This is a genomic window from Sphingomonas bacterium, assembly GCF_903644135.1.
Lineage (GTDB): Bacteria > Pseudomonadota > Alphaproteobacteria > Sphingomonadales > Sphingomonadaceae > Sphingomonas.
The window spans coordinates 1-2,522 of record NZ_CAHJXA010000385.1 but is presented as its reverse complement, the minus strand read 5'-3'; the positions used below and the strand labels follow the sequence as shown (position 1 = coordinate 2,522).

General features: G+C 71.2%; 3 protein-coding genes. 2 read left to right on the top strand and 1 reads right to left on the bottom strand.

The window, feature by feature from the left end:
* Both HUU96_RS14875 and HUU96_RS14870 read left to right on the top strand, forming a co-directional pair.
* Nucleotides 1-408, top strand: a 408-nt coding sequence (locus HUU96_RS14875) for a response regulator (RefSeq protein ID WP_174293509.1), incomplete at its 5' end; no start/stop codon positions are given.
* Nucleotides 409-421: 13 nt separating this feature from the next.
* Nucleotides 422-1,456, top strand: coding sequence for a sensor histidine kinase (locus HUU96_RS14870; protein WP_174293508.1), 1,035 nt, complete (start codon nt 422-424; stop codon nt 1,454-1,456).
* Between the two features lie 4 nt (nt 1,457-1,460).
* On the opposite strand, the gene HUU96_RS14865 is transcribed toward HUU96_RS14870, so the two are convergent.
* Nucleotides 1,461-2,522: glycoside hydrolase family 16 protein (locus HUU96_RS14865; RefSeq protein ID WP_174293507.1), on the bottom strand; the 1,062-nt coding region annotated here is incomplete at its 5' end.

Here is a 2,522-nt window from a genome sequence, read left to right as displayed (position 1 = left end):
GAGGACGATGCCGGCCATGCCCGCCTGATCGAGAAGAACATCCGCCGCGCCGGCATCCTCAACGACATTCGCCACTTCACCGACGGCGGCAGCGCGCTGGAGTTCCTGTTCGACGCTGCCGACGGGCCGGCCAAGAACGGCCCGGCGCTGATCCTGCTCGACCTCAACCTGCCCGACATGAGCGGCACCGATATCCTGCAGCGGATCAAGGCCGACACCAGCCCGCTGCGCCGCGCGCCGGTCGTGGTGCTGACCACCACCGACGACAAGATCGAGATCCAGCGCTGCTATGACCTGGGCTGCAACGTCTACATCACCAAGCCAGTCGATTACGAGAATTTCGCGCAGGCGATCCGCCAGCTCGGGCTGTTCCTGACCGTGATCCAGGTCCCCGAGGTGGAAGCATGACGGTCCGCTGCGGATGAGCGAGGCGGCGAGCCTCCTCTACATCGACGACGATGCGGGCCTGCGCCGGCTGGCCGCCCGCTCGCTGGCGCGGCGCGGCTATCAGGTGACGCTGGCCGAGGATGGCGAGGCGGGGGTGGCGCTCGCCGCCGCCACCGCTTTCGACGTGGTCGCGGTCGATCATTACATGCCGGGGCTCGACGGCTTGCAGACCCTGGCGCGGCTGAGCGCGCTACCGGTGCCGCCGCCGGTGGTCTATGTCACCGGCACCGACGAGGGCCGCATCGCCGTCGCCGCGCTGAAGGCGGGGGCGGCCGATTACGTCGTCAAGTCGGTCGGCGAGGATTTCTTCGACCTGCTCGCGGCGACGCTCGACCAGGTGCGCGCGCGGTCGCTGCTGGAGCGGCAGAAGGCGGTCGCCGAGGAGGGGCTGCGCGCCAGCAACCTGCGGCTGGAGGCGCTGCTCGGCGAGGTCAATCATCGCGTCGCCAATTCGCTCCAGCTGGTCGCGGCGATGGTGCGGCTGCAGTCCACCGCCGTCGAGGCGGGAGCCGCGCGCGAGGCGCTGGCCGATACCCAGCGGCGGATCGAGGCGATCGCCCAGGTCCATCGCCGGCTCTACACCGCCGGCGATGTCGAGAATGTCGACATGCGCGACTATCTGGGGGCGCTGTTCGCCGAGCTGGGCGACACCTGGTCGACCGACACCGCGCCCCGCGACCTGCGCTTCGAGGCGGATGCGGTGCGGCTGCCGACCGACCGCGCGGTATCGCTGGGGGTGATCGTCACCGAACTGGTCACCAACGCCTGCAAATACGCCTATCCCGCCGGCCCCGGCGAGGTGCGGGTGGCGCTGCGGCAGCGCGGCGACGACGCGTTCCGCCTGTCGGTCGAGGACGATGGCTGCGGGATAGAAGCGGGCCAGACCCCGCGCGGCACCGGGCTGGGCACGCGGCTGATCCAGGCGATGGCGCAGAGCCTGCGCTCGACGGTCGAGTATGACGCGCTCCACGCCGGCACGCGCGTCTCGCTGACGGCGGCGCTGCGCTAAACCTTCACGGCCGGCGGGGTGCCATTACCGTATCGGCGTTGGCGTACACGCGCACGTAATCGATCCGCATCGTGCCGGTGCCGGTGGTGGCGTCGGGCGGACCGGCCCAGCTGCCGCCCACCGCCAGGTTGAGGTTGATATAGCAGGGCTGGCGCAGCGAGGCGGGCGTCGGCTGCCGCGCGACCTCGACGCCATCGACGTACCAGGCCAAGGCGGCGCGGGTCCAGTTCAGCCCATAGCGGTGCATCGCCGCCGGATCGTCGAGGTAGGTGACGGCCTCCGCGCTGACGTGGCGGCCGTCGACCTGGTCGTGCGCGGTCATGTGGACCACGCCCGGCTCCTGTCCCAGCGCCTCGACGATGTCGATCTCGGGCGGCCATGCGCCCGATTGCGGCAACAGCCAGAAGGCGGGGAAGAAGCCTTGGCCCGCCGGCAGCGCCGCGCGCACCTCGAAATAGCCATAGGTCTGCGCGAAGCGGTGGTTGGTGCTGATCACCCCGGACGTATAGGCCGCCGCGCCCAGCCAGGGCCGGGCGGCGGCGGTCACCGGCGCGGCGGTGATCGCCAGCACCCCGCCGGGCTCGATCGCGAACGGATCGATGCCGAGCGCGCGGGTGCCCGAGCCGGTGTAGCGGCGGTCGACATAGACCTCCGCCTCGCCCGGCAGGCCATGATCGTAGGCGGGCTTGCCGAGGCCATAATCGGTCAGCCACGGCCCGCCCCGGTCACGGGTGACGAAGGCGTCGAACTCGTCGCGGAAGGTCGGTGTCATGGCCGAGAGGTCGATCGGCAGCTGCACGTCGCCGGCGCTCAGCGCCGGCAGCGCCACGTCGCGCAGCGTTACCGTCTCGCCGCCGCCGATCGCGATCACCGTGTCGCGGCCGACCTGCCGCGCCGCCGCTGTCACTTGCGCGAAGCTGGTGAGCGCGACGCCCGCAAGCCGCAGCTTGTCGGTGCCGGGCGCGAAGCCGACGATCACGTCCGACCCGTTGCCACGCTCGATCCGGAACACGTCCGCGCCGGGCCCGCCGACCAGCACGTCGTCGCCGCCATAGCCGTCGAGCAG

Bases quoted from the DNA above. Each gene is read 5' to 3' on its own strand.
- HUU96_RS14870 (WP_174293508.1), top strand. From the start codon at position 422: ATGAGCGAGGCGGCGAGCCTCCTCTACATCGACGACGATGCGGGCCTG.